This is a genomic window from Pseudomonas sp. HS6-2, from assembly GCF_049325675.2.
Taxonomy (GTDB): domain Bacteria; phylum Pseudomonadota; class Gammaproteobacteria; order Pseudomonadales; family Pseudomonadaceae; genus Aquipseudomonas; species Aquipseudomonas putida_N.
This window is the reverse complement of the sequence record NZ_CM143906.1, coordinates 2,620,143-2,645,300: the sequence shown is the minus strand read 5'-3', so window position 1 is coordinate 2,645,300 and position 25,158 is coordinate 2,620,143. Positions and strand designations below refer to the sequence as shown.

The 25,158-nt window shown below is 66.2% G+C and carries 19 protein-coding genes; 6 read left to right on the top strand and 13 right to left on the bottom strand.

Features of this window, described 5'->3' with window-relative positions; all coding sequences use genetic code 11:
* Nucleotides 1-58: 58 nt before the first annotated feature.
* On the bottom strand, nt 59-490 hold the full coding sequence (locus ACOKS3_RS12435; protein WP_103446998.1) for a multidrug/biocide efflux PACE transporter: 432 nt from the start codon (nt 488-490) through the stop codon (nt 59-61).
* Nucleotides 491-721: 231 nt separating this feature from the next.
* Between ACOKS3_RS12435 and ACOKS3_RS12430 the strand changes: the two genes are divergently transcribed.
* The gene (locus ACOKS3_RS12430) at nt 722-1,570 is read left to right on the top strand and encodes a TauD/TfdA dioxygenase family protein (RefSeq protein ID WP_422763102.1); all 849 of its coding nucleotides are present in this window, start codon (nt 722-724) and stop codon (nt 1,568-1,570) included.
* Between the two features lie 36 nt (nt 1,571-1,606).
* Here ACOKS3_RS12430 and ACOKS3_RS12425 read toward each other — a convergent pair whose 3' ends face one another.
* The 8 genes from ACOKS3_RS12425 to ACOKS3_RS12390 all read right to left on the bottom strand — a co-directional run bounded on the left by ACOKS3_RS12425 (nt 1,607) and on the right by ACOKS3_RS12390 (nt 13,106).
* Nucleotides 1,607-2,626, bottom strand: coding sequence for an AraC family transcriptional regulator (locus ACOKS3_RS12425; RefSeq protein WP_422763101.1), 1,020 nt, complete (start codon nt 2,624-2,626; stop codon nt 1,607-1,609).
* 10 nt (nt 2,627-2,636) lie between these two features.
* Nucleotides 2,637-3,704, bottom strand: a complete 1,068-nt coding sequence (locus ACOKS3_RS12420) for a beta-keto acid cleavage family enzyme (protein ID WP_422763100.1) — start codon at nt 3,702-3,704, stop codon at nt 2,637-2,639.
* Nucleotides 3,705-3,815: 111 nt separating this feature from the next.
* Nucleotides 3,816-5,456 carry a fatty acid--CoA ligase gene (locus ACOKS3_RS12415; RefSeq protein ID WP_422763099.1) on the bottom strand — a complete coding sequence of 547 codons (1,641 nt, stop codon included), beginning with the start codon at nt 5,454-5,456 and terminating at the stop codon, nt 3,816-3,818.
* A gap of 48 nt (nt 5,457-5,504) precedes the next feature.
* Nucleotides 5,505-8,030, bottom strand: coding sequence for an efflux RND transporter permease subunit (locus ACOKS3_RS12410; RefSeq protein ID WP_103446994.1), 2,526 nt, complete (start codon nt 8,028-8,030; stop codon nt 5,505-5,507).
* Nucleotides 8,031-8,049: 19 nt separating this feature from the next.
* A complete protein-coding gene (locus tag ACOKS3_RS12405; protein ID WP_422763098.1) occupies nt 8,050-9,138 on the bottom strand; it encodes a WD40/YVTN/BNR-like repeat-containing protein in 1,089 nt (362 codons plus the stop codon).
* Between the two features lie 64 nt (nt 9,139-9,202).
* Nucleotides 9,203-10,561, bottom strand: coding sequence for a DUF1329 domain-containing protein (locus ACOKS3_RS12400; protein WP_422763097.1), 1,359 nt, complete (start codon nt 10,559-10,561; stop codon nt 9,203-9,205).
* Nucleotides 10,562-10,609: 48 nt separating this feature from the next.
* Nucleotides 10,610-12,475 carry a DUF1302 domain-containing protein gene (locus ACOKS3_RS12395; RefSeq protein ID WP_422763096.1) on the bottom strand — a complete coding sequence of 622 codons (1,866 nt, stop codon included), beginning with the start codon at nt 12,473-12,475 and terminating at the stop codon, nt 10,610-10,612.
* 64 nt (nt 12,476-12,539) lie between these two features.
* A complete protein-coding gene (locus ACOKS3_RS12390; protein WP_103446990.1) occupies nt 12,540-13,106 on the bottom strand; it encodes an RBBP9/YdeN family alpha/beta hydrolase in 567 nt (188 codons plus the stop codon).
* A gap of 244 nt (nt 13,107-13,350) precedes the next feature.
* On the opposite strand from ACOKS3_RS12390, the gene ACOKS3_RS12385 reads away from it, so the two are divergent.
* Nucleotides 13,351-14,406 carry an AraC family transcriptional regulator gene (locus tag ACOKS3_RS12385; RefSeq protein ID WP_103446989.1) on the top strand — a complete coding sequence of 352 codons (1,056 nt, stop codon included), beginning with the start codon at nt 13,351-13,353 and terminating at the stop codon, nt 14,404-14,406.
* Between the two features lie 18 nt (nt 14,407-14,424).
* On the opposite strand, the gene ACOKS3_RS12380 is transcribed toward ACOKS3_RS12385, so the two are convergent.
* The 4 genes from ACOKS3_RS12380 to ACOKS3_RS12365 form a co-directional block, all read right to left on the bottom strand.
* The gene (locus ACOKS3_RS12380) at nt 14,425-15,435 is read right to left on the bottom strand and encodes a YeiH family protein (protein ID WP_422763095.1); all 1,011 of its coding nucleotides are present in this window, start codon (nt 15,433-15,435) and stop codon (nt 14,425-14,427) included.
* A complete protein-coding gene (locus tag ACOKS3_RS12375) occupies nt 15,432-16,094 on the bottom strand; it encodes a DsbA family oxidoreductase (RefSeq protein ID WP_422763094.1) in 663 nt (220 codons plus the stop codon). The genes ACOKS3_RS12380 and ACOKS3_RS12375 overlap by 4 nt, the downstream gene beginning before the upstream one ends.
* Nucleotides 16,091-17,425 carry an MFS transporter gene (locus ACOKS3_RS12370; RefSeq protein ID WP_103446986.1) on the bottom strand — a complete coding sequence of 445 codons (1,335 nt, stop codon included), beginning with the start codon at nt 17,423-17,425 and terminating at the stop codon, nt 16,091-16,093. Before ACOKS3_RS12370 ends, ACOKS3_RS12375 begins: the two co-directional genes overlap by 4 nt.
* 202 nt (nt 17,426-17,627) lie before the next feature.
* Nucleotides 17,628-18,239, bottom strand: coding sequence for a histidine phosphatase family protein (locus ACOKS3_RS12365; protein ID WP_422763093.1), 612 nt, complete (start codon nt 18,237-18,239; stop codon nt 17,628-17,630).
* 78 nt (nt 18,240-18,317) lie between these two features.
* Between ACOKS3_RS12365 and ACOKS3_RS12360 the strand changes: the two genes are divergently transcribed.
* The 4 genes from ACOKS3_RS12360 to ACOKS3_RS12345 all read left to right on the top strand — a co-directional run bounded on the left by ACOKS3_RS12360 (nt 18,318) and on the right by ACOKS3_RS12345 (nt 25,124).
* A complete protein-coding gene (locus ACOKS3_RS12360; protein ID WP_422763092.1) occupies nt 18,318-18,974 on the top strand; it encodes an AAA family ATPase in 657 nt (218 codons plus the stop codon).
* Nucleotides 18,975-19,100: 126 nt separating this feature from the next.
* Nucleotides 19,101-20,966, top strand: a complete 1,866-nt coding sequence (locus ACOKS3_RS12355; protein ID WP_422763091.1) for a LuxR C-terminal-related transcriptional regulator — start codon at nt 19,101-19,103, stop codon at nt 20,964-20,966.
* A gap of 111 nt (nt 20,967-21,077) precedes the next feature.
* On the top strand, nt 21,078-22,865 hold the full coding sequence (locus tag ACOKS3_RS12350; RefSeq protein ID WP_103446984.1) for an acyl-CoA dehydrogenase C-terminal domain-containing protein: 1,788 nt from the start codon (nt 21,078-21,080) through the stop codon (nt 22,863-22,865).
* 156 nt (nt 22,866-23,021) lie between these two features.
* Entirely contained in the window at nt 23,022-25,124 is a 2,103-nt protein-coding gene (locus tag ACOKS3_RS12345; RefSeq protein ID WP_103446983.1) for a 3-hydroxyacyl-CoA dehydrogenase NAD-binding domain-containing protein, read from the top strand.
* The last annotated feature ends 34 nt before the right edge of the window (nt 25,125-25,158 follow it).

Here is a 25,158-nt window from a genome sequence, read left to right as displayed (position 1 = left end):
GATCGGTGTCTGCATTGGCAACCGAATCGAAGTGTCACTGGTGTTCAGGCCCATGGCCTCAGGCCACGGCCCGGCGCTGCAGGATGAAGTGCCGGGCGCGGTCGAACGCCCAGTTGTACAGCACGGTGTAAGGCAGGATGATCACGAAGAAGCCCAGCTCGACCATGAACGCCTGCAGCAGCGAGATCTCCAGCATCCATGCCGCCACCGGCAGGCACCAGACCACCAGCCCCGCCTCGAAGCCCAGACCATGAACGAAGCGCGCCAGCGCTTTCCACTGGATGCGCGGCGTCGCCACGAAACGGTCGACCAGTGCGTTGTAGACCATGTTCCAGATCATCGCGATCACCGACAGGGTGACCGCCAGGGTACCAGCCGTGGCCAGCGACTTGCCCATGATCCACGAGAGCAAGGGCGCGCACAGCAGCACGGCGAAGATTTCGTAGCCGACGGCATGGACCATGCGTTCGGTGAAAGAGACCTTTTTCATAACAGATTCCATCATGTGGTTACGTCGTGGCTGACATTTTCTTTGATGGAACTGATACTCGCGACATAGCACCTATCGGTTTTATCAATAGGCAATGCCCGGCCCGTTGTCACGAAAAGACAGCTGACTGTCACCTGATGTGAAGCAGCACGCGGCACCTGCGGCCTACAGTCTGTTCCAGCGTGACCCAACGCTTACAACAACAATGCAGACTCTGAGAGCAGGCACATCATGCAAGTGGAACAACTGACCTGCACCATCGGTGCGGAACTGGTAGGCCTGAACCTGGCCGACGTCATCCATGACGATGGGCTATTCGCCGAGGTTCGCCAACAACTGCTCAGGCACCGGGTGCTGTTCCTGCGCAACCAGGACATCAGCCACGCCGAGCATGTGGCGTTCGCCCGGCGCTTCGGCGAACTGGAAGACCACCCGGTGGTCGGCAGCCACCCGGACCACCCTGGCCTGGTGCAGATCCACAAGTCACCAGAAAACCCGCCAGACCGCTACGAGAACGCCTGGCACACCGACACCACCTGGCGCGAGAACCCGTCCATGGGCGCGGTGCTGCGCTGCCTTGAGTGCCCACCCGTGGGCGGCGACACCGTGTGGGCGAACATGGTGGTGGCCTACGATCGCCTGCCGGCGGACGTCAAGGCCAGGATCGAAGGCCTGCGCGCCCGCCACAGCATCGAGGCCAGCTTTGGCGCCGCCATGCCGATCGAAAAGCGCCTGGCCCTCAAGGAACGGTACCCAGATGCCGAACACCCCGTGGTGCGCACGCACCCGGAAACCGGCGAGAAAGTGCTGTTCGTCAACAGCTTCGCCACCCACTTCAGCAACTACCACACGCCCGAACGGGTACGCTTCGGCCAGGACTTCAGCCCGGGTGCCGGCGAGCTGCTGCGCTACCTGATCAGCCAGGCGACGATCCCGGAGTACCAGGTGCGCTGGCGCTGGAAGCCCAACAGCATTGCCATCTGGGACAACCGCAGCACCCAGCACTACGCGGTCATGGATTACCCGCCCTGCCACCGCAAGATGAACCGCGCCGGCATCGTTGGCGACACGCCTTACTGATGGGTCGCACAACCGGTGCATTGGCACCGGTCTGCTTTACGGCAACGCTGCCAGCAGCTTGCCGTTTTTTTTGCGCCAGGCTGTCGGCGGCATGCCGAACTGCCCGATGAACCAGCGGGTAAAGGAAGTGGGTGCGCAAAAGCCCAGCAACTCGGCGATGCGTTGCAGCGGGTAGTTCGCATTGCCCAGGTAACGCAGGGCCAGTTCGCGGCGGGCTTCACCGATCAACGCGCTGAATACCTGGCCCTGGTCATCCAGGCGGCGCTGCAGGGTTCGCACGTTCATGCCCTGCTGCTGGGCGATATGCTCGATCGACGCCCTGCCTGCGGGAAGCCACTGGCGGATATCCCTGCGCACCGCCCCGACCAGTGACAGCCCACCGTCCTCCTGCAGCGGGACCAGGTAGCGCCGGGCATTGCCCGCCATCGCCGGGTCCACCTGGCCAGCAGCCCGCGCCAGGTTGCCGTCAGGGCAGACAATGCCGTTGAAGTGGCTGCCAAACACCAGCTCGCAGGTAAACAGGCGCCGATGCAACTGCAGGTCGGCCGGCGCCGGATGGGTGAAATGCACAACGTACGGCCGCCAATGCCTGCCGAGCAAGGTGGCGCACAGCCGAAACAGCACGCCCATGGCCAGTTCGTTGGCCTGGCGGTTGGGCATTGCGCTGCGGGTCAGCACGTCCTGGCGGATGATCGCCCGGCTGCCGTGCTCATCCAGATCGATGGCCACCGACCCGTTCATCAGGTGCCGGTAACGCAGCATCACCTGCAAGACATCACGCAGCGAGCGCTGGTGGCACAACAGCAGGCTGACCGCGCCCAGGTCCGAAAACTGCCGCGCCGCAGCCATGCTCAGGCCCAAGGCCTGGCAGCCGCTGGCGGCTGCGGTGTTTTCCAGCAGGCGCACCGCGGCGTCGCCGCACAGGCGGTGCTCGGCATGTCGTAGCCGGGCCGTGCTCAAGCCCACCTCGGCCAGCAGCGGCACCGGGTCTATCCCGAACTGCTGGCACACCTCAAGGTAGTGGGACAGGGCTCCAGCCCGAATCAGCACGGGCATGCAGCGGGGCTTACGCGCATTCAGCCGTCTTGCGCAGGAAGCCTTGCTGGCCGCCGTTGCGGTTCGGCGCGAAGCCGTTGGCTGCCAGGCTTTCTTCGACGGTGTCGTAGAACACGCCGATCTTGCTGATTTCGCGGGCCTCCTTGGCCGTGGCGATCGGCCGGCCGAACTCGCGCGACATGCGCACCAGTTGCTCGATCTGCTGCACCGTGGACATCTTCTCGGTCTGCGCCTGGTTCCACAGGTTGTCCTCGATGCCGCAGCGCACATGCAGGCCCGTGGCGATGCCCATCATGTTGACCGGCAGCACGTTGCGCATCGAGCTTTCCACGGTGAGCACCGCGCCGTCCGGCACGGCCCGCAGGATGTTGGCCAGGCTGTAGATGTTCGGCACGTCCATGCCACCGCCGATGGCCACCCAGTTCATCACCAGCGGGCCTTTGTAGATACCGCGGCGCATCAGGCGCTCGACCGATTCGAAGCTGTTCAGGTTGTAGCACTGGAAGGCGCTCTGGATGCCGGCGGCGCTGAGGCGGCGCACGTGCTCCTCGACCCAGCCCGGCTGGGCTGGCACGGTCATTTCCTTGTAGGCTTCATAGACGGCCGGGTCTTCCATCGAGGTGCCGCGCACGTCCTGGTAGCCCCAGTGCTCGACCACGTTCATCTGCGAGGTATTGACCGTCACCGTGACCTGATCAGGCTTGGGGTCGAGCTCGGCCAGCATGTGCCGGGTGTCGTCGCTCAGCCACTTGGCCGCAGCGCCTTCGGTTTCCGGCGCGAAGCTGATCGAGCCACCCACCTGGATGATCATTTCCGGCACCGCTTCGCGCACGCCGGCGATCAGCTCGTTGAACTTGGAAAGGCGCTTGGAGCCCTTGCCATCCAGCTCGCGAACATGCAGGTGGAGCACCGTGGCACCGGCGTTGTAGCAGTCCACGGCCTTCTGGATCTGCTCGGCCATGGTTACCGGAATGTCTTCGGGGAAGTCGGACGGTACCCACGACGGTGCATAGGGTGCTGCGGTGATGATCAGCGGCTGCTGGTTTTCGGTGAACAGGTGGCCATCGAGGAAGTTCATCGGGTGTTCCTTGTTGTGATTGTCAAAGGGTGTCGGTGCAGACCGACGGCTGTTCGGCCACAGCGCAGAGCCGGGCCAGTGCTTCCAGCAGAATCGCGGTATGCGCTGCATTCACAGGTGCATCTCGCGGATCAGCTTCTTGTTGATCTTGCCGACGCTGGTCTTGGGGATGTCGGCCACGAAGTGCACCTGCCGCGGGATCGCCCACTTGTTGATCTGGCCGCTGTCGACAAACTGCTTCAGGTGCGCTTCGAGCCCCACCTGGTCGAGGCTGTCGCCAGGCATGCAGACCACCAGTGCGACCGGCCGCTCGCCCCAGCGCTCGTCGGGAATGCCAACCACCGCCACCGCATTGACCGCCGTGTGCAGGCTGATCAGGTTTTCCAAGGCCAAGGAGCTGATCCACTCACCGCCGGTCTTGATCACGTCCTTGATCCGGTCCTTGATCTCCAGCACCCCGTGACGGTCGATCGAGCCCATGTCGCCGGTGTGCATCCAGCCGTCCTGCCACAGTTCGGCGCCCATGCCGGGCTCGTGCAGGTAGCCCTGGGTCAGCCATGGCGAGCGCACCACGATCTCGCCCAGCGACGCGCCGTCGTGGGGCACATCGCAGCCATTGGCATCGACGATGCGCAGGTCGACCATGGCCACCGGGGCGCCGGTCTTGATCCGCTGCGCCACCTGTTCGGCCATGGGTAGCGCCAGGTGCTCGTCGCGCAGGCGAGTCAGGGTCAGCAGCGGGCAGGTTTCCGACATGCCGTAACCGCTGAAGATCAGCATGCCGCGCTCGCTGGCCTGACGCGCCAGGCCCTGGGTCAGGGCACTGCCGCCGAGCAGCAGCTTCCAGCGGCTGAAGTCGGTATGCCGGCCCTGCTCGCTGTCGAGCATCATCTGCAGCAAGGTCGGCACGCAGTGAGAGAACGTCACCCCTTCGTCGCGGTACAGGCGCACCAGCTTGTCCGCCTCGTACCGTCCCGGGTACACCTGCTTGATCCCCAGCAGCGTGGCCGTATAGGGCACGCCCCAGGCGTGCACGTGGAACATCGGCGTGATCGGCATGTACACATCGCCGGAGCGCAGCAGCGGCTGGGCATCGTAGGCAGCGAACGTGCCCAGCTGGTTCAGGGTATGCAGCACCAGCTGGCGGTGCGAGAAGTACACGCCCTTGGGGTTGCCGGTGGTACCGGTGGTGTAGAACAGCGTGGCCACCGACTGCTCGTCGAAGTCCTCGAACTCGGCCTCGGGGCTGGCCGCCGCCAGCAGCGCCTCGTACTCGCCCAGCACCGGCAGCGAGGTAGCCACCGCCTCGTCGTCGCTGAGCTGCAGGTAGCTCTTGGCCGTGCCCAGCTGGCCATGGATCTGCTCCAGCAGCGGCAGGAAGTCGTCATGCACCAGCACCAGGTCATCCTCGGCATGGTTCATGGTGTAGGCCACCTGTTCCGGCGACAGGCGAATGTTCACCGTGTGCAGCACCGCACCGAGCATCGGCACGGCGAAGAAGCATTCCAGCGAACGGTGACTGTCCCAGTCCAGCAGCGCCACGGTGTCGCCGGCCTGTACCCCGGCCGCGCGCAGCACGTTGGCCAGCCGCCGCACGCGCTGGTCGAGCTCGCGGTAGGTGTAGCGCAGCTTGTCGGCGTAGACGATCTCCTGGTCCGGCTGTTGCCGTACGCCCGACATCAGCAGGCGCTTGATCAGCAAGGGGTAGGCGTCGGCGCCGGGTGCCGGCGGCATTATTTTTGTCTTGGCCATGACGTTGTGTCCGATTTCCGTTTTCGATTCGACGAGTAGACCTGCCGGCTACGCCTGCACCTGCGCTTGCGCGCGCGGCACCTGGGCGTCGTCACAGGGTTGCGGTTGGGCCTCGCAGGGCGTGGGGGCGGCGGCGACAAAGCGCTGGTCGGGCAGCAGGAAGTGCGACAGCGCCGGGATCAGCAGCAGCGCCCCGAGCATGTTCCAGAGGAACATGAAGGTCAGCAGGATGCCCATGTCGGCCTGGAACTTGATCGGCGACCAGGCCCAGCCGACCACACCGGCGGCCAGGGTGATACCCACCAGGCCGACCACCCGGCCCGTGAAGGCCACGGCGTTCTGGTAAGCCTCGCCCAGGGTGCGGCCCTGGCGCTGGTAGTGCAGCTGCACGCTGAGCAGGTACAGCGCGTAGTCCACGCCAATGCCGACGCCCAGGGCGATGACCGGCAAGGTGGCCACTTTCACGCCAATGCCCATCGCCACCATCAACGCCTCGCACAGCACCGAGGTCAGCACCAGTGGCAGCAGCGCCACCAGGGTCGCGCGCCAGCTGCGGAAGGTCACCAGGCAGAACAGCGTGACCGCCAGGTAGACGAACAGCAGCATGGTGCGGTTGGCGTCGCGCACGACGATATTGGTCGCCGCCTCGATGCCAGCGCTGCCGGCGGCCAGCAGGAACTGGCGGTCGGGGCTGCTGTTGTCGCGGGCGAAGCGGTCGGCGATGGCCACCACGTCGTCCAGGGTCTGGGCCTTGTGGTCCTTGAGGTAGGCGATCACCGGCATCATCGAGCAGTCGTTGTTGAACAGCTCGGGGGCGTTGACCGAGGCCTGCTGGGCGGCGTAGTTGAGCATGTCCTGGTTACGCTGCAGGCTGTTCATCTTCGGGTTGCCCTCGAAGGAACCGGCGGTGATCTGGCGCACGGCGTTGACCAGCGACACCGTGGTCTGCACCCCTGGGTACTGCTGCAGCTCCCACGCCAGGCGGTCGGCGAGAATCAGCGTCTTGTAGCTCAGGCAGCCTTCCGCCGGGGTCTTGATCATCACCGCGAACAGGTCGCTGGACAGCGCATAGTGGCTGGTGATGTAGGCGTTGTCGCGGTTGTAGCGCGAATCGGCGCGCAGCTCCGGCGCACCGCTGTCGAGGTCGCCGATCTTCAGTTGCAGGCTCATCCACAAGCCGCCCACGCCCATCAGCGTGGCGACCAGCACTGCGCCGGTGGCCCACTTGCGCGTGGTGAAGCGGTCGAGCGCGTCCCACAGTTTGCCGAAGCCCCGGTGCTCGGCGGCGCGGCGGTCGATGCGCAGGGCCCGCTCAGCCGCCTTGCGGCCGACGCCGACGTAGGACAGTGCCACCGGAATCAACAGCAACGAGGTGAAGATCAGCACCGCCACGCCGATGCTCGCGGTGATCGCCAGGTCCTTGATCACCGGGATGTCGATCAGCATCAGCACGGCAAAGCCCACGGCGTCCGCCAGCAGCGCGGTGACCCCGGCCACGAACAGGCGGCGGAAGGTGTAGCGCGCCGCCACCAGCTTGTGGGTGCCACGGCCGATGTCCTGCATGATGCCGTTCATCTTCTGCGCCGCGTGGGACACGCCGATGGCGAAGATCAGGAACGGCACCAAGATCGAGTACGGGTCGATGGCATAGCCCAGCCAACCGACGATGCCCAGCTGCCACACCACCGCCGCCAGCGAGCAGAACACCACCAGCAGCGTACTGCGCACGCAACGGGTATACAGGAAGATGATCACCAGCGATGTGACCACGGCCAGGGCAAAGAACATCATCACCTGGATCAGGCCGTCGATCAGGTCGCCCATCAGCTTGGCAAAGCCGATCACCCGCACCTTGTACTTGCCTTCGCCTTCCTTGCCAGACGCCCGCGCCTTGCTGTCACCGCCGTACTCGTACTTGTCACGCAACTGCTGCTCGAGCATCTGCGAGAACTGCCGGTAGTCGATGCCGCGCCCGCTGGCCAGGTCGTGGTCGAGCAGCGGCACCACCAGCATGCTCGACTTGAAATCGGTCGACACCAGGCTGCCGACGATGCCGGCACGGTTGATATTCTGGCGCAACTGCTCGATGTCGGCCGGCTTGCCCTGATAGTCATCGGGCATCACCGCGCCGCCCTGAAAGCCCTCCTCGGTAACCTCGGTCCAGCGCACGCCCGGGCTCCACAGCGACTTCATCCAGGCACGGTCGACGCCTTGGGCGAGAAACAGCTCGTCGTTGATCTTCTTCAGCACGTCCAGGTATTCGGGGTCGAAGATATCGCCCTGGGTATTCTCCACCACCACCCGCACCGAGTTGCCCAGGCCGCGCAGCGACTTGCGGTTGTCCAGGTAGTTCTGGATGTAGGGCTGGCTCTGCGGAATCATCTTCTCGAAGCTGGGGCGCAGTTCCAGGCGCGTGACCGCGACATAGCCGAGCACCAGCGTGACCAGGACCATGAACAGCATGAACAGCGGGCGATAGTTGAAGACCATGCGTTCCAGCAGGTTGCCGGAGCGTCGATCGAAATCCCGCAGGTCGCGGATCACCGGCATGGTGTCTTGCTTGATGTTGGCCATCACGGGGGCTCTCTTGGAATTATTGTGGGTCTTGGCGGGCAGGCAGCACGCGCACGCCGCGCTCACCCACCAGCACGGTGCCGTTGCCGCGGGCCTGCAACGCACCGGCCACCGGGGCCAGCGGCACCTGCGCTTGCAGGGCGAAGCTCAGCCCGCCGTCGTGGCTACGCAGCACATGCCCGGCCTGGCTGAACAGCCAGTAGTCGCCGCGGTTGTCGAGGGTGGCGGCGGTAATGCTCTGGCCCAGCCCGGTGTCCACCTCGGTCCAGCTCTGGCCGCCGTCGAGGCTGCGGGCCAGATGGCCGCGCAGGCCATAGGCGAGCACTTCGCCGGGCTTGCCGAGAATGCCGAACCAGCTGCCCTGGTAAGGGCTGGGCAAGGCGACGAAGCGTTGCTGCTGGGTGTTCCACTTAAGCAGCAAGCCTTGCTCGCCGGCCACGTAGAGGTCATCGCCGACCGCACGGATGGCGTTGAGGTGCAGGCCTTGCGGGTTGTCGGTGCGGTCCTGCATCGGCACCCAGCTTGCACCGCCGTCGTCGGTGCGCAGAATCAGGTTGAACACGCCCACCGCATAGCCGTGCCTGGCGTCGACGAAGCACACGCCGAGGAACGGCTTGTCGGCGCCCTCTTCTTCCAGGCGCTGGCCTTCGGCGGCGAACTGCGTCCATCGCTCGTCGTCCGGGTGGGCCTTGGCCAGGGCCTGGTAATGGGCCGCTACCAGGGCGCCGATCTGCCGGCCATCAAGCTGCACGGCCCAGTTCACGCCGCCGTCAGGGCTGTGCAGGATCACGCCATCGTTGCCCACCGCCCAGCCGTCCTCGGGGGTAGGGAAAGCCAGGGCATTGAGGTCGGCACTCACCGGCACGTTGGCCTGGTGCCAGTCCTGGCCCTGGTTGTCGGAATACACGATATGGCCACGAGCGCCCACCGCCACCAGCCGTTCGCCGGCCCACGCCACGTCGCGCAGGGCGCTATGCACGGCCAGCGCGCTGGGCCTGGCCGGCAAGTCGAGCACATCGACATAGGCCGCCCGGGCCACACCGCAGGGGCCGCCCAGGGCGAGCGTGATTGCCAGCGCCCAAGGCGCATACTTGTTCAAAGAAGCCATGCCACATCCTCTGCAAGACCTGACGGCGGCCACGCCTGGGCCACCGTCAGACGGATCGTCGGGGTCAGCGAATACCGGCGCCGGCCAGGGCTTCCGGCGACCACTGCGCCTTGGACAGAGGGGCGATGTACTCGATACCGCCGTGCGGGCCGATCAGGCCATTGACGTTGTAGGTGCTGCCGACCAAGTCGTAGACCACGTGCGGGTTGCTGTTGGGCGTCTGCACGTCGTAGCTCTGGGTGAAGAAGGCGAACGAGCCGCGGTACAGCTGGCCACGCGCGTCGTACTGGTCGGAGGCCAGGGCCACCCAGCTGTCCTCGTCGAGGTAGAAGCGGCGCTTGGCATAGATGTGCCGGGCATTGCCCTTGAGGGTGCCCTCCACCACCCACACGCGGTGCTTCTCCCAGCGCACCTGGTCGGGCGCCAGATGGTTGGGCGTGGTCAGGGTTTTCGGGTCGTGGATGTAGGTCAGCTTGTAGGTGTTGTACGGCACGTACATGTCCTTCTTGCCGACCAGGTGCCAGTCATAGCGGTCCAGCGCACCGTTGAACACATAAATGTCGTCGAACGTGCCCGAGCCTGCGGTGCCAGGGTTTGGCGTGTCGTAGGCCAGGTTCGGCGCCAGCTTGACCCGGCGCTGCCCCGGCAGGTACTGCCAGGCGCGGCGTTCCTGCACCAGCGGGTTGGCGGCGTCCTTGAGCATCATCGACTCACCGGCACGGCGCGCCGGGCCTTCGAAGTACAGCTTGGTCTGGAAGTAGATGTCCTTGGGCTCGATGACCTTGTTCAGGTCTTCGTAGATCGGGTAGGCGTTGTACGCAAGGCCTGTGGTGGCCAGGGCCGCGACGCCGGCGGAGTCGACGTTCCACGAATCGTACTTGGCCTTCTGCGCCACACCCTGGTAGCGAAGCAGGTGGTTCCACATCACCTCGGCCCCCGACTGCGGGATCGGGAACGGTACGCCCGGCAGCACATTCTCGATGGCCATGCCGTCCTGCAGGGACTTGGCATTGGCGGCATTCTTCAGGGTGTTGTCGAGCAGCGCCTGGGGCAACGCCGCCGTGCGGTGGCTCGGGTACACGTCGATGCGGAAGGTCGGGAAGCGCTTGGCCAGTTCCACGGTGGTCGCGGTCAGCGCATCCTTGTACTGGTCGACGTTCTTACCATCGATCACCAGCAGCGGCTTCTCCGCTGCGTATGGGTCCGGGCGCAGGGTATCGCCCTGCTTGAACCCGGCAGGCGGCGTATTCAGGCCGCCCTGGTAGGCCGGGATCGAGCCGTCGGCGCTGGCCGCCTTTTCGGCACCGACCAGGGTCAGGTCCTTGCCCAAGCGGGCGACGTCCTGCGCCGGGGCGGCGGCATGGGCATTACCGGCAATCACGACCGCAAGCGAGGCCGACAGCAGGCTGTTGAGATACTTCATCGCGTTTCTCCGCTTGTTTTTGTATGACGTGTTTTTGTTCAGGGAGCTTCAGAAGGTGGTCTTGAACGAGGCGGTGACCATGCCGCGATCCTTCAGCAGCGGCGCCAGGCCGGCCTGCGAAGTGATCTGCCCGGGGATGCACTGGTAGCGCCCGTTGGTGCCCGGGGTGTTGTTGTCGGTACCGGTTGCGCAGGTATCGAACTTGCCGAAGGAGTCGACGTACTTCAGGTCGAACTTGTACTTCTGGTAGACGTCGGCGGCGATGCCGATCGAGTAGCTGCCGGAGTCTTCGTTACCGCCCAACTGCACCGCCGAGTTGCCCTTGAGGCCGACGTTGTAGGACAGCGGCAAGGTGATATCGACCCCCGGCAGCGCCTGGAACCAGGTCGGGGTGAAATTGACCGCCAGGGTGTAGGCGTTGGTGGTGACCTTGTCGACGCCTTCGTAGCTGGAGTCGCCCTTGAAGGTCTGCTCGCCCTTGTCGACACTGACCAGGTGGGTCATGGCGCCCTCCACGGCCAGCGACGAGGCGTTCCACAGTGGCGTGGCGCCGAACGACACCAAGCCGTTGAGTACCACGTGGAAGGTCTTGCCGCGGGCCAGCCCGGTTTCACCATGGCCTGGCACTTCACCGATCAGGTTGGTACCACCAGCGGTGCCGGCCAGGGCGTCGTACAGCGGCCCGTTGATGGTGGTGAAGTTGCTGATCAGCGGCATATTCTCGCGGTAGTTGACGTCCAGCCCGACGCTGACCGGGCCGATGTTCTTGGCCAGGCTGATGCCGTAGATATCGATGTCGTCGGCGTAGGCGGTCATGTAGCTGGTGCCTTCCAGGCTGCCCTTGTGCAGGTTGGGGGCGTTGATCAGCACTGCCGGGGTCGGGTCGGAGGTGTTGCGGTAGTAGAAGCCCAGAGTGCCGTCGAGCCATTCCGGGCTCCACTTGGCCATCACGCCGAAGTCGCCCGAGTTGCGCGGGCGGATGTCATGCCCGCGGGGGGCACCATAGAAGGCACCGGCACCGCCGACCGCGTTGGGCACTGGCAGCCAGAAGATGTCGGCGCCGTCGCCCAGCATGTCGTAGGCACCCATATAGGTGCCCCCTTCAGGCAGGCGCGAGTTGTCGAATTCAAGGAAGTACTGCGCCGCGAGGGTCAGCTCGGGGTTGACCGTGTAGCTCAGCGACAGCTGCTTGCGCGGCAGGAACAGCTCTTTGGTTTCGGTACCGGGCACGTTGTACAGCTTGGCCAGGTCCAGGGCCGACTGGCCATAGTTGATGCCGTTAGCGGCGTTGAACAACGTCTCGCCCCAGTACACCGAGTGCCAGCCGAGCTTGCCGCTCAACATCGATTCGTCGCCGACTTCGGTGTTGTAGAACACGAAGGCATCGAGGAATTCGCCAGACGGGCCGTTGTAGTAACGGTCGGAATAATTGCTCAGGCCATGATGCCTGGCGGGGCCACCCTGCAGCACGGTACCCGCTGGCAGTGCACCGGCCGGGCGCGCCAGTACCAAGTTGCCGGCATTGCCGGCCTGGCCCGGGAACGGGTTGGAGTTGGAACCCACGTCGTCATAGGCGTGGTCGTACCAGCTGGCGGCACTCACGCGCATGCCCATGTTGCCCTGGTACACCACATCCAGCTCGGTCAGCAGGTCGAGACGCTGGGTCACCGCGCTGCCGACGCTGAAGTTCTTGTCACCGTCGTTGAGGTTGGAGGTACGTGCGATCTTCGCATTTTCGCCTTCGACCCGCTGGCCATAGCTGAGCTTGGCAGTGTTGTCGAAGCGCACGCTCCAGTCTGGGTCGGCGAGATCAAGCTGGAATGCCTGGGCAGCCGGCGCGCCGGCAACCAGCAACAGGGTGGCCATCAGTTTGTGGCGGTGAAGGCAGAAGAGAACGTTCTTATTGTTGTTCATGCGATGTCTCTGCTTGGAATGTGCAAGGTGCCAGCAGCGATCGGGCGCTGGCCTGCCTTGAGGTTCAGCGATCGAGTTGACGGATCAGCGCCTCGGCTTGGGGCCATGGGCCAAAGCCCGAGGCAGGGTTGAGGTGGCCGACGGCGCCGAGTTCGAGCAGTTCGCCGCCCCACTCGTCGGCCATGCGAGCGACCGCTTCGAAGCTCGCCAGATGGTCGTTGCTGCTGGCGGCCACGATGCTCGGGAATGGCAGACGGCCACTCGGCAGCGGCGCCCAGCCATTGGCGCGCAGGCTGTCGGGGGTGGGGTAACTGGCCGGCCATTCGGTTTCCAGGTCCGGTGGCGCGGCCAGCAAGGCGCCCTGGATCGGGCGTTGGTAACGGGCGGCCCAGTGCGCCACCATCAGCACACCGGCGCTGTGCGCCACCAGGATCACCGGGCCTTCGATGCTGGCCAGTTCACGCTCGATCGCTTCGACCCGGGCGCTGCAGCTGAGCTTGTCGGTTTCCAGCGGGGGTACCGAGCGCACCTTGCCCAGGCGCGCTTGCAACAGGGTTTGCCAATGTTCGGCTACATGGTCGCGTAAGCCGGGCACGATCAGCACGGTTGCGGTGGTTTGCAGTTTTTCCACGTCAGGGCCCTTGCTCTGGTCAGCTCGGTCAATTGCCGACTGCTTGGGGCCAGAGTAAAGAGTCGCCCTGCCAGGCGCTTTACATTGCGCGTCACGCACTTTTCAGTTGATGACACGAAAACCGTGGCGCGCAGCAGCAGGCTCCGCCGCTCGGAAATGGCTTTTCATCTGACGACACAACCGCTATAAGAAGCTTCCCGCCAGCGCAGCGGGAGCTCATCAAGATCACGTGGAAAACAATAAAATGACCGTGCTCGCCCGTGCTGCAACCTTGACCAATTACCTCGAAGTTTCACGCCATCTGGGCCTCAACGGCCATGGCTTGCTGGCCCAGGCCGGCCTCAGTGCCTCGCTGCTGGAAACCCCTGACCAACGCATCCCCGTAGCCGCTGCCATCAACGTGCTGGAGGAGTCGGCGCGGCTGAGCGGCTGTGAAGCCTTCGGCCTGCGGATGGCCGAGCTGCGCCAGTTGTCGGACTTCGGCGAGGTCAGCCTGCTGATCAACCATCAGCACTCGCTGCGCGATGCCCTGCAGGTGATCGTGCAGTACCGCCACGTGCTCAACAACGCGCTGGCCATTCACATCGAGGAAATCGGCAAGACCGTGATCATCCGCGAGGAGGTCATCACCGACCAGCCGATGCACAGCCGCCAGGCCATCGAGATGGCCATCGGCGTGATGCACCGCTTCTGCTCGGTGCTGTTGGGGCCGCACTGGCACCCGATCAGCGCCAACTTCACCCACGCCGCCCCCGCCGACCTGTCCACGCACCGGCGCATCTTCGGTTGCAAGCTGGAGTTCAACAGCGACTTCAACGGCATCGTGTGTTCGGCGTCCGACCTCGACACCACCAACCCTCAGGCGAATGCCGGCATGGCGCGCCTGGCGCAGCGTTATGTGGGGGTGCTGCAGGATGAGAACCTGCCGTCGCTGATGCTGGAAGTGCGCAAGGCGATCTTCCTGCTGATGCCCATGGGCCGCGCCACCATCGAACACATCGCCCAGACCCAGGGCATGAACGTGCGCACCTTGCAGCGGCGCCTGGAAGAAGAAGGTGCGACCTTCAGCGAGCTGGTCAACGGCGTGCGCCGCGACCTGGTGGTGCGCTACCTGGCAAGCCCCGGCTATTCGCTGGGGCGCATCGCCGACATGCTCGGCTATTCCATGCACAGCTCGTTCACCCGCTGGTTCATCAGCCAGTTCGGCCAACCACCAGCGGCCTGGCGCGCGCAGCATGAACCGCAGACGCAACCGAAACGCAGTCGCAGCGCTGCCCAGGCTGCCGTCAGCGCCCGCTGACGGCCCTGGGCCTGCGGGTTACAGGCCGACGCGCAGCAACCCTAGCACCAGCAGCACCAGGAACACCGTTTCGCCCACCATCAGCAGGATCGGCTTGATGCCCACGGCGGCCAGTTCCTTGAGCTGGGTCTTCATGCCGAGGGCGGCAATCGACACCACCAGGCACCAGCGCGACAGTTCGTTGATGCTGCCCTGCACCACCAGCGGCACCCAGCCGGTGCTGTTGACACAGGCCAGGACCAGGAAGCCGACCGCGAACCACGGCAACAACGGCGGGCGCTTGCCGCTGCTGTCGATGCCCTGGCGACGGCCGATCATGGCCGCGACGACGATCACCGGGACCAGCATGGCCACACGCATGAGCTTGACCACCGTGGCGGTGTCGCCGGTTTCGGTGGACATGCTGTAGCCCGCCCCCACCACTTGTGCCACATCATGGATGGTGGCGCCAAGGAACACCCCGGCCGCTTGCGGCGACAGGCCCAGAGCATTGGCGATCATCGGGTAGAGGATCATCGCCAGGGTCGACAGCGCCGACACCCCGATCACGGTGAACAGCGTGGCGCGTTCCTTCTGCGGGTGGCTGGGCAATGCTGCGGCCAGCGCCAGTGCCGCCGAGGCGCCGCAGATCGCCGTGGCGCCGCCGGTGAGCATGCCGAACAGGCGTTGGAAGCCCAAGGCCTTGGCCGCAACCATCGACACACTGATGGTCACCACCACCAGGATCACCACCAGCGCCACGGCTTTCCAGCCCAGGCCGGCCATCTGCTCAAGGGTGATACGCATGCCCAGCAAGGCCACGCCCAGGCGCAGCACGGTGCGCGCGGTGAACTCGATGCCGGCCTTGCACGTGCCGTCTGCGCTGAGGAAGTTCAGTGCCAGCCCCAGCAGCAGGGCGAACAGCATCACCGGTGCGCCGTAATGCTCGGCCAGGAAGCTTGCCGCACCTGCCGCGATCAGGCTGACGATCAGCCCGGGCGCGAGTTCGCGCACGCGGTGGTTGACCTGGGCAAGTGCCAGCGTGCTCATGCCCTCACCTGCGCCATGCGCGAAACCGCCGCGTGCATGGCTTCGAGCAATGCCTCGGCCGGTTGCGCACCGACCACCTGCAGGCGATCGTCGAAGACGAAGCAAGGCACGCCGCGGCTGGCAATGTCGGCGCTGGCACTGACGAATGGCAGGCCATCCCCGCGCAAACTGCCCGCCAGGCTATGTGCAGCAAAGCCGCACTGATCGGCGATGCGTAGCAGCGTGGCGCGATCACCCAGGTCTTCGCCGTGCTTGAAGTACGCGGCCAGCAGCCGCTCCAGCAGCGCCTCGACCTGCGCTTCGCTGCCCAGTTCGCTGGCATGCAACAACAAGCGATGGGCGTCGGCCGTGTTGGGCATGCGCTGGATGCGGCTGAAGTCGATCTGCTCACCCACGGCGCTGGCGGCTTCGCGCACCTGGGCCTGGCGCTGGCGCACGGCCTGGTCGCTGCCCAGGCGCCTGCGGTAGAACTCGGCGAACGGCTGGCCGTCGAACGGCAGCTCCGGCAGCAGCTGCACGCCCTGCCAGGCCAGGTTGACCTCGACCTCCGGCTGCGCCGCCTTGAACTGCGCCAACGCAGCTTGCAACTGCCGGCGGCCGATCAGGCACCAAGGGCAGATGAAATCGAAGTACACATCAATCGACAACGAACGCTTCACGGGCGGGCCTCCAGGGTGTGCTGCACGGGCGCTTGCGCGGTTTCACCGGGCTGCAGGCGCGCCATGTCAAGGTGGTAGTAACGCTTGGCGTAGAAGAACACCGCAGCAGCGCCGATGCTGATCAACGGCACCAGCTGGAAGGCCGACTGCAGGCCGATCAGGTCGGACACCTTGCCGGTGATCAGCGGGCCGGTGGCCAGCCCCAACAGGTTGTTGCTCAAGGTCAGAGTGGCGAACGCGGTGCCGTGCACCGAGTAGTGGGTCAGGTTGGCGACCATGGCACTGGACGGGCCATTGGTGCCGGCGGCAATCATCATGCCCAGGCAGATCAGCACCAGCTGCGCCACCCCTGGCGGTATGGCAAACGCCATCGACAGCAGCAGGCAACTGCCCAGGCAGTAGGCGATGGCGAGGCTGATCTTGCGGTCCGGGCAGTGGCGCCCCATGCGGTCGCAGAGCATGCCGCACAGGACGATGCCGATGCCGCTGCACAGCACGATGATCGCTGCCACGGCACCGGCACGCTCAGTGCCCATGGCGTAGTAGCGGTTCAGGTAACTGGGGAACCAGACGATCACCGTGCCGCCGACGAACAGCTGCAGGCCGCTGCCGACATAGGCGCAGATCACCGAGCGGCTTGAATACAGGGTACGCAGAGGGCGCAGGGCCTTGAGCGCCGCCTTGTCGGGCTTGGCCTCAACGCCGTTGGGCGCAATGCGCGCTTCGCGCACGATCAGCGGGTAAAGTAGCGCCAGCACCAGGCCGAACAAGGCCATGCCGGCGAACGCCCAGCGCCAGCCCAGGTGCTGGGCCATCACCCCACCCAGGGCCATGCCCAGTACCGAGCCGAACATGCCTCCGGCCATGAACGAGCCGGCCAGCGTGGCGCGCATTTCGCGCGGGAACACCGCCACCACCACGGCGATGCCGACGCTGCCGTAGGCCGCCTCGCCGACGCCGACCATGAAGCGTGCGATGAACATTTCCTGGTAGTTGTCCGCCAGGCCGCAGCCCAGGGTCGCCAGGCTCCATATCACGGCCATGGCGGTCAGGCTCTTGATCCGGCCGATGCGGTCGGCGAGCAGTGACAGCGGGAAGGTCAGCAGGCCGACCATCAGCGCGACGATGCCGCTGAGCAGGCCGAGCTGGCTGTCGCTGAGCAGCCACTCCTGTTTCAGCAGCGGGAACACGGCGTTGAGCACCTGGCGTGACATGTAGTCGGAAATCAACAGGCCGAATGTCAGGGCGAAGACGATCCAGGCGTAGCGCCGTGGAATGCCGAGCGAAGTATCAGTGCCAGGTTGTGCCGCACTGGCGTGATAGGTGGCCATGCTGCCTCCTCGGATATCTGGGTTTTTTGTTGTTATTGCGTGCAGGCTATCGGGCGTAGCTGTACAGAGACTTTCGTGTAGAAGGGCAATGTAGGCCGTTGTGCAAGGGGCCGCTTATCATCGGACGACAACGGTTTTTCAGTTCATGACAGCACCCCGGTTTGCCCGCCGGGGTGCCGCTGGCACTGGCTCAGTAATCCGCTCAGGCGTGCAGGCGGCGTGGGTCGATGGAGGCATGCACCTGCGCCATGACGGTCTGGTCGATGGTTGTCTTGCCTGGGTCGTACGCTGAGTAGTTGAGGGTGCGGATGTAGGCGCGCAGCACTTGCGGGCCGGCCATATCGATGTCGACGATGTTCAGGCAGGCCGGGGCCTGCTCGAAGGCCGCCAGGGCGCCGAGCCCGGCGCCGCAGGCCCAGGCCAGGAGAATGCGGTTGACCGCGTCGTGGCTGACCAGCAGCAGCGCGTTCCAGTCCGGTTCTTCGAGCAATTGCTGGAAGCTGCCCAGTACGCGTTGCTGGAACGCCAGCCACGACTCGCCGCGCAAGAAGGTCGCCTCGGGGCGGTCGGCAAGCTGATAGGCCTGGGCCACCTCGCGGTGCAGGCATTCGCGGGGGATTTCCCGCAGGCGGCCGGCGCGGATCTCGCGCAGCGCGGCGCGCTCCTCCACTGCCAGGGCGCGGCCGCTCAGCAACTGGTCGAGGGTCTGCCGGGTACGCGGGTAGCCCGAGCATACAGCGCGGTCGAAGTGCACCGGTGCCAGCACCTGGCTCAACGCTTGGGCCTGGGCCACGCCGCTTACCGACAGCGGCACGCTCCCTCTGCAAAATTTGCCCGCGCGGGTGGCGGGCTCGGCTAGGATGTCTGGCCGAACCGATGGAACCTGCCCGCCATGCATCCTCCTGCGCTCAAACCGAACCAGTTGCGCCCGCCTGCCGAGCCGGCGAAGGGTCTGGTGCGTGCGCGGCTGCTTGAACAACTGGCCGCAGCCCTGGACGAGGGCGGCGTGGTGCTCCTGCAAGCACCGTTGGGATATGGCAAGAGCACTTTGCTCGGCCAGTTCGCCCGCCAGTTGTCCACGCCCTGGGCCTGGCTACGCCTGACCCGCGCCGAGAACCAGCCACTGGCACTGCTGCTGCACCTGCACGCGGCGTTGCAATTGCCCGCCGAGCAACGCGACACGCTCTCTGCCGAGCAACTGTGGAGCCTGATCCTGGCCGACCTGGAAGCCCGGCAACACCCGTTGACGCTGCTGCTCGACGACTTGCACCTGCTCACCGCCGCATCCGCCTGGCAGTACCTGGACACGCTGTTACACTACCCGCCGCCTGGGCTGCGCCTGGTCGCCGCCAGCGAAGGCCCACCCGCCCTGCCCCTGGCCCACCTGCGCCGCGATGGCCGGCTTAGCGTGCTGGGCGCCCGCGACCTGGCCCTGGACAGCGAAGAAACGCACCAGCTGGCGCGCGCCCGTGAGGTCAACCTGGGCAGCGATGCCCTCTATCAACTGCGCGCTGGCAGCGAAGGCTGGCCCAGTGGCGTGCTGTTCTGACTTGAGGCTTACCGCAAGGCGCTGCACAGCACCGGCGAGGCGCCCGCCGACCTGCGTCCGATTACCCGCCAGGCCTATGCCCATGCCCGGCAGTTTCTCGAAGAAGAACGCCTGCAGCAGCTGCCCTTGCCATTGCGCACGTTCCTCGAACACACCGCCGTGGCCCAGGTGTTCGATGCCGGCCTTGCCAGCGAGCTGGCCGTCAACGCCGATGTCCCTGCCGCGCTGCGCCAGCTGCAACGCCTGGACCTGATCATCGAGGTGCCCCAGGGCAGCCACGCCGAGTACCGCTACCACCCGGCCCTGCGCAACGGCCTCTACCAGCGTCTGGAGCAGCGCGCCCCCCAGCAGCTGCGCCAATTGCATCGCCAGGCGGCCCACTGGCTGCTGGCCCAACGCCGCTTCACCGAGGCGATCTACCAGTTCGGTCGCGCCCGCGACCTGGACGCGGTGCTGAGCATCGTCGACCGGCATGGTTTCGAGCTGCTGCGCGAGGGCAAGGTCAACACCCTGGTCGATGTGCTCGACGAGGTCGCCGGCCACGGCGGCAACGACAGCTTCACCCTGGCGGTGACCGAAGCCTCCACCGTGATGGTCACTAACGATATCGCCCAGGCCTGCCAATGCCTGCACCAGCTCTATGCTCTGCAGCGCCGCCAGGGGGTGCCGCGCAACCCCGAGCGGGTGCAGCAGACGGTGATGTTCCTGCGCAGCCGCCTGGCCTACCTGGGCGGCAACCTGGAGCACGCCCTGACCCTGACGGCGCGGGCACTGCAAGGGTTTCCCCAGCACAACGCGGCGCGCTCGGTACTGTATTTCGACCGCGCCAACTGCCTGGCCGCGCTCGGCCAGTTGCAACAGGCCCACGCCGAAGGCAGCCGCGCCCTGTGCGAACTGCAGGGCTTCGGCCTGAATGGCTACACCAACCTGCTGCAACTGCTGCTGGCCCAGATCGAATTGGCCCAGGGCGCAAGCGACGCGGCCTGGGCACGCCTGCAAGGCATGGCCGACCAGCCCGACACCGGCAGCTCGGGGCGTTTCTATGAACTGTTCCGCCACCTGGGCCAGGGTCTCGCGCTGCTGCAGGGCAACCGGCTGGCCCAGGCGCGCCAGGCGCTGGCCCAGGCCGAAGTGCTGGCCCTGGGCTTCCCCCACAGCGCCGCGCTGCCCTGGGTGTTCCACCACCAGGCATGCCTGCACTGGGCGTTGGGTGAAACAGCCCAGGCCAAGGCACGCTGGACCGAGGTGCGCCGGCTGACCCGGCAGTACCGCCTGTTCACCCTCTACCGCACGGCCGGGGCTTGGCTGGCGCGCCTGGCCCTGCGCGACAACGACCAGGACTACCTGCCCGACTGGCTCGATCAGTGGCACTGGTGCCGACGCCAGTATGGCGAACAACGGTTGCCCGAAGAGTGGCTCGCCTATGCCTGGATGCAACGCCACCTTGGCCAGCGCGACAAGGCCCGGCAGATCCAGCAAAACCTGCAAGCCCAGGCCCAGGCGCAAGGCAACCGCCGCCTGCTGCTCGACGCGCTGTTGCTGGATGCCGCGCTGCAGCATGACCATGACCACGCCCTGCGCAGCCTCGACCAGGCGCTGCAACTTGCTTGCGCGCACGGCTTCGGGCAACTGCTGCAGTACGAGGGCGATGCGTGCCTCGAGGCCCTGCGTCAACTGCTGCTACCGAGCGTGCGCGAGCGCCTGGGCCTGAAGGCCCCGACGCCTTCGCGCGAGCAGCTCAATGCTCTGTTCCGGCCCCTGCTGGCCAGCAAGGAGCACGCCGCAAGCGCGCTGATCGTGCCGCTCTCGCGCCGTGAGCTGGAAGTGCTGCAGCGCATGGCCCGCGGGCAGAACAACGGGCAGATCGCCGAGGCTATGTTCATCAGCCTGAGCACGGTCAAGACCCACATCAACAACCTGTTCCGCAAGCTCGACGTAGCCGACCGCGACAGCGCCCTGTGTTCGGCGCACGAACTGCAACTGCTGGGCTGACCTCCACCTGGCCCCGACGACGATTCCACCCGCCATTCCACCCGGGGGGTGGACGCGGCGCCGAAGCCTGCCTGCTACAACATGCCGAGTCCACCCAGACAGGAGTTCGGCATGCCCAGCTACACCGCCCCGTTGCGCGATATCACCTTCGTTGCCCAGGAGCTGCTCGACCTGAGCCGCCACTACCAGCAACTGTCAGGTTGTGAAGCCCCGGACGAGGCCACCTTCGCTGCCATCGTCGAGGAAGGTGCCAAGTTCGCCGAACAGCAACTGGCCCCGCTCAACGCCGTGGGCGACCAGCACGGCTGCCAGTGGCAGGACGGCAAGGTCACCACCCCGCCCGGCTTCAGCGAGGCCTACCAGCGCTTCGCCGACAACGGCTGGCTGGGTCTGGACAAACCTCCGGCCTTCGGCGGCCAGGGCCTGCCGCCGTCGCTGGGTTTCGTCAACTACGAGATGGTGTGCAGCGCCAACCACGCCTGGGGCATGTACGGCAACCTCGCCGGCGGCGCCATCAGCACCCTCAGCGAGCATGCCGAGCAAACCCTGCAGCAGCGCTTCCTGCCGCCGATGATCGCCGGCCGCTGGGGCGGCACCATGTGCCTCACCGAAGCCCACTGCGGCTCGGACCTCGGCCTGCTGCGCACCAGCGCCAAGCCCCAGGCCGACGGCAGCTACCAGATCAGCGGCAGCAAGATGTTCATCTCTGCCGGTGAACACGACATGACCGAGAACATCATCCACCTGGTGCTGGCGCGTATCGAAGGCGCACCGGCCGGGGTCAAGGGCATTTCGCTGTTCGCCGTGCCGAAGATCCAGGTCGATGCCCATGGCCAGCTCGGCGCCGCCAACGGCGTAAGCTGCGGGTCCATCGAGCACAAGATGGGCATCCACGGCAACGCTACCTGTGTGCTCAACTTCGACGGCGCCAGCGGCTACCTGCTGGGCGAGGCCAACCGTGGCCTGAACGCCATGTTCACCTACATCAACGAATCGCGCCTGGCGGTTGCCCAGCAGGCCCAGGCCCACGCCGAAGCGTCCTTCCAGGGCGCCCTGGCCTATGCCCGTGAACGCGTGCAGATGCGCGCCAGTCCGCGCCTGCGCAACGAACAGCCCGCCGACCCGATCATCGGCCACGCCGATGTGCGGCGCATGCTGCTGACCCAGAAGGCCTGCGCCGAAGGCGGCCGCATGCTCGCCTACACCTGCGCCAAGGGCGTCGACCAGTTGCACCACGGCGCCAGCACCGATGTGCGTGAGGCCGCCGCGCGCCGCCTGGCGCTGCTCACGCCGATTGCCAAAGGCTTCCTCAGTGAAACCGGCAACGAAGCCGCGCAACTGGGCATCCAGGTATTCGGCGGCCACGGCTACATCCGCGAGTGGGGCATGGAGCAGATCGCCCGCGACGTGCGTATCACCGCGATCTACGAAGGCACCAACACCATCCAGGGCCTCGACCTGCTGAACCGCAAGGTGCTGGCCGATGGCGGCGAGGCCCTGGCCGAACTGCTAGGCGAAATCGAAGACTTCACCCAGGGTACCAGCGCCCCGGCCCAGTTGGCCCAGGCGCTGCTCAAGCAGGTGAGTGCCTGGCGTGAAGTCAGCGTCTGGCTGCGTGACGCCAGCGCAACCGACGCCAACCTGATCGGCGCCAGCGCTTACGACTACCTGATGCTCAGCGGCTACACCCTGGTGGGCTACCTGTGGCTGCGCGCCGCCTGCGTGGCCGAGCGCGCCCTGGCGGCGGGCAGCGATGACGTGGCGTTCTACCAGGGCAAGCGCGAGACCGCGCGCTTCTACCTGCAGCGCCTGCTGCCCCGCGCCCACCTGCATGAAACGCTGATCCGCACGGGCAGCGACAACCTGATGACCCTCAGCGAAGCCGCGTTCGCCCGCTGATGCACCCGCGCTGGTTACCACGGCCTGCACCCTCCGGGCCGCGGTTTTTCGGGTGGCGGCACGCGCTCCGGGCCGCCACCTGGTTTTTCCATCCGTCCTGGCCAGGGCGAGGTGCACGACGCCTGCCCCGGCCCAATAACAAGAAGGTTCCCGCCCATGCCGCTGATCGACTATCGCCGCGACCACCAACTGGCCTTGATCGGCCTGCACCACGCGCCAGTCAACGCCCTTGGCCACGGCCTGCGCCAGGCGCTGCTGCAGGCCTGCAGCCAGGCCGCCGCCGACCCCGAGGTGCAGGCCATCATCCTGCACGGGCAACAGCTACCGTTCAGCGCCGGCGCCGACATCAACGAGTTCGGCAGCCCGCAGGCCTGGGAGGAACCAGCCCTGCCGCAATTGCTCGAAACCCTGGCTCGCCTCGGCAAGCCTGTGCTGGCCGCCATCGACGGCGTGGCCCTGGGCGGCGGCCTGGAACTGACCCTGGCCTGCAGTCACCGGCTGGCCACCACCGGCGCACGCCTGGGCCTGCCCGAAGTGCGCCTGGGCCTGCTGCCCGGCGCCGGTGGTACCCAGCGCCTGCCACGCCTGATCGGTGTGGCCCCGGCCCTGGAAATGATGCTCAGCGGTGACTCGATCGATGCCCGCCAGGGCCTCGTCCTGGGCCTGATCGACCGCCTCGTCGAACCCGGCCAGGAGCTGCTCGACGCCGCCTGCAGCTTCGCCCGTGAGCTGCTGGCCCAACCTGCCGCGCCGCGTGCCACGGCTGCTGCCTTGATGGACGGGCTGGAAAGCGACTTCTTTGCCAACCGCGAGGCGCAACTGCTGGCCCGCAACCCCGGCCAGCGCGCACCGCTGCGGGTGCTCGCCGCCGTGCGCGCCGCCTGCGAGCTGCCCTTGGCCGAGGGCCTGGCCCGCGAGCAGGCGCTGTTCCGCGAAGCCCTGCAAGACCCCCAGGCGACCGCCCTGCGCCAGCAGTTCTTCGCCGAGCGCGAAGCCCTGCGAGTGCCCGGCATCGACGCCAGCACGGCGCTGCGCCCGATTGCCCAAGTGGCAGTGATCGGCGCGGGGACCATGGGCGCCGGCATCGCCATGAACTTCATCAACGTCGGTATCCCGGTGCGCCTGCTGGAGCTCAAGCCCGAAGCCCTGGACCGGGGCCTGGCGCAGATTCGCAAGCTATACGAGCACAGCATCAAGCGCGGCAAGCTCAGTGCCGAGCAGCTCGAACAACGCATGGCCCTGCTGCAAGGCACCCTCGACTATGCCGACCTCGCCGACGCCGACCTGGTGATCGAGGCGGTGTTCGAGGACCTGTCAATCAAGCAGTCGGTGTTCCGCACCCTCGACCGTGTGTGCAAGCCGGGTGCGATCCTCGCCAGCAACACCTCGACGCTGGACGTCGACCGCATCGCCGCCTGCACGCAACGCCCGCAGGATGTGCTCGGCCTGCACTTCTTCAGCCCGGCCAACGTCATGCGCCTGCTCGAAGTGGTGCGCGGCCGGCTCACCGCCCCCGACGTGCTGGCCACCACGCTGAAGATTGCCAAGCGCATCGGCAAGTTGCCGGTGGTGTCGGGTGTCTGCTTCGGCTTCATCGGCAACCGCATGCTCGAGCCCTATGCCCGCGAAGCCCACCGTCTGGTGCTCGAAGGCGCCTCCCCCGCCCAGGTGGACAAGGTGCTCACCGGCCTGGGCCTGGCCATGGGCGTGTTCGCCATGTACGACCTGGCCGGCATCGACGTCGGCTACCTGGTGCGCCAGGCGCGGCGCAGCGAGATCGCCCACGATCCGAGCTACTTCCGCCTGGCCGACGAGCTCTACAGCCTGGGCCGCCATGGCCAGAAGAGCGGGCGCGGCTTCTACCGCTACGAGGGGCGCCAGCGCATCGAAGACCCGGAAGTGCAACAGATCGCGGCGCAACTGGCGGGCAACCTGGGCATCACCCGGCGCACCATCAGCGACGCGGAAATCCACGACCGCTGCCTGTTCATGCTGATCAACGAAGGCCTGCAGCTGCTCGACGAAGGCATCGCCCTGCGCAGCGGCGACATCGACCTGGTGTGGACCAACGGCTACGGCTTCCCGGCCTGGCGTGGCGGCCCGCTGCACTACGCCCGCGAACTGGGCCTGGACCAGGTGCTGGCCGGCATCGAGCACCAGCGCGAGCAGCTCGGCGCCTATGGCCGCATGTGGCTGCAACCGGCCCCATTGCTGCGCCGCCTGGCCAGCAGCACGAAGCAGCGCGCGCCAGGCAACTGAACGGTTCACCCCAGGGTTTTCAAGGAGCATCGAC

Excerpts from the sequence above, each read along its gene's own strand:
- ACOKS3_RS12435 (WP_103446998.1), bottom strand. The coding sequence starts at position 490 with ATGAAAAAGGTCTCTTTCACCGAACGCATGGTCCATGCCGTCGGCTAC.
- ACOKS3_RS12430 (WP_422763102.1), top strand. The coding sequence starts at position 722 with ATGCAAGTGGAACAACTGACCTGCACCATCGGTGCGGAACTGGTAGGC.
- ACOKS3_RS12425 (WP_422763101.1), bottom strand. The coding sequence starts at position 2,626 with ATGCCCGTGCTGATTCGGGCTGGAGCCCTGTCCCACTACCTTGAGGTG.
- ACOKS3_RS12420 (WP_422763100.1), bottom strand. The coding sequence starts at position 3,704 with ATGAACTTCCTCGATGGCCACCTGTTCACCGAAAACCAGCAGCCGCTG.
- ACOKS3_RS12415 (WP_422763099.1), bottom strand. The coding sequence starts at position 5,456 with ATGGCCAAGACAAAAATAATGCCGCCGGCACCCGGCGCCGACGCCTAC.
- ACOKS3_RS12410 (WP_103446994.1), bottom strand. The coding sequence starts at position 8,030 with ATGGCCAACATCAAGCAAGACACCATGCCGGTGATCCGCGACCTGCGG.
- ACOKS3_RS12405 (WP_422763098.1), bottom strand. The coding sequence starts at position 9,138 with ATGGCTTCTTTGAACAAGTATGCGCCTTGGGCGCTGGCAATCACGCTC.
- ACOKS3_RS12400 (WP_422763097.1), bottom strand. The coding sequence starts at position 10,561 with ATGAAGTATCTCAACAGCCTGCTGTCGGCCTCGCTTGCGGTCGTGATT.
- ACOKS3_RS12395 (WP_422763096.1), bottom strand. The coding sequence starts at position 12,475 with ATGAACAACAATAAGAACGTTCTCTTCTGCCTTCACCGCCACAAACTG.
- ACOKS3_RS12385 (WP_103446989.1), top strand. The coding sequence starts at position 13,351 with ATGACCGTGCTCGCCCGTGCTGCAACCTTGACCAATTACCTCGAAGTT.
- ACOKS3_RS12380 (WP_422763095.1), bottom strand. The coding sequence starts at position 15,435 with ATGAGCACGCTGGCACTTGCCCAGGTCAACCACCGCGTGCGCGAACTC.
- ACOKS3_RS12370 (WP_103446986.1), bottom strand. The coding sequence starts at position 17,425 with ATGGCCACCTATCACGCCAGTGCGGCACAACCTGGCACTGATACTTCG.
- ACOKS3_RS12360 (WP_422763092.1), top strand. The coding sequence starts at position 18,318 with ATGCATCCTCCTGCGCTCAAACCGAACCAGTTGCGCCCGCCTGCCGAG.
- ACOKS3_RS12350 (WP_103446984.1), top strand. The coding sequence starts at position 21,078 with ATGCCCAGCTACACCGCCCCGTTGCGCGATATCACCTTCGTTGCCCAG.
- ACOKS3_RS12345 (WP_103446983.1), top strand. The coding sequence starts at position 23,022 with ATGCCGCTGATCGACTATCGCCGCGACCACCAACTGGCCTTGATCGGC.